This window comes from Schumannella sp. 10F1B-5-1 (assembly GCF_006517535.1).
Taxonomy (GTDB): Bacteria; Actinomycetota; Actinomycetes; order Actinomycetales; family Microbacteriaceae; genus Schumannella.
Map to the genome: position 1 here is coordinate 1 of NZ_VHQH01000266.1, position 292 is coordinate 292.

General features: G+C 74.3%; 1 protein-coding gene. It reads left to right on the top strand.

Translation table 11 applies throughout. From position 1 onward, the window contains the following. Nucleotides 1–288 (top strand): YchJ family protein (locus FJ658_RS15655; protein WP_141146250.1); only part of this gene is annotated, 288 nt, incomplete at its 5' end. Nucleotides 289–292: the final 4 nt, after the last annotated feature.

A 292-nucleotide genomic window follows, 5' to 3' on the forward strand; every position in this document is an offset into this window, starting at 1 on the left:
CGCTTCAGCGCCTTCGCGCTCGGCGACGCCGCGTACCTGCTGCGCTCGTGGCATCCGTCGACCCGGCCCGCGGTGCTCGACCTCGACGACGTCGTCGTGTGGCGCAGGCTGCAGATCGTCGACACGGATGCGGGAGGGCCGGACGACGCGGAGGGCGTCGTGGAGTTCCGCGCCTCGTACCGCGGACCGGAGGGCGCCGGCCTCCTCCACGAGCGGTCGCGCTTCGTGCGCCACGACGGGCGCTGGGTCTACCTGGACGTCGTCACGGGGTGGGCGCCGGGCACGTGATCCC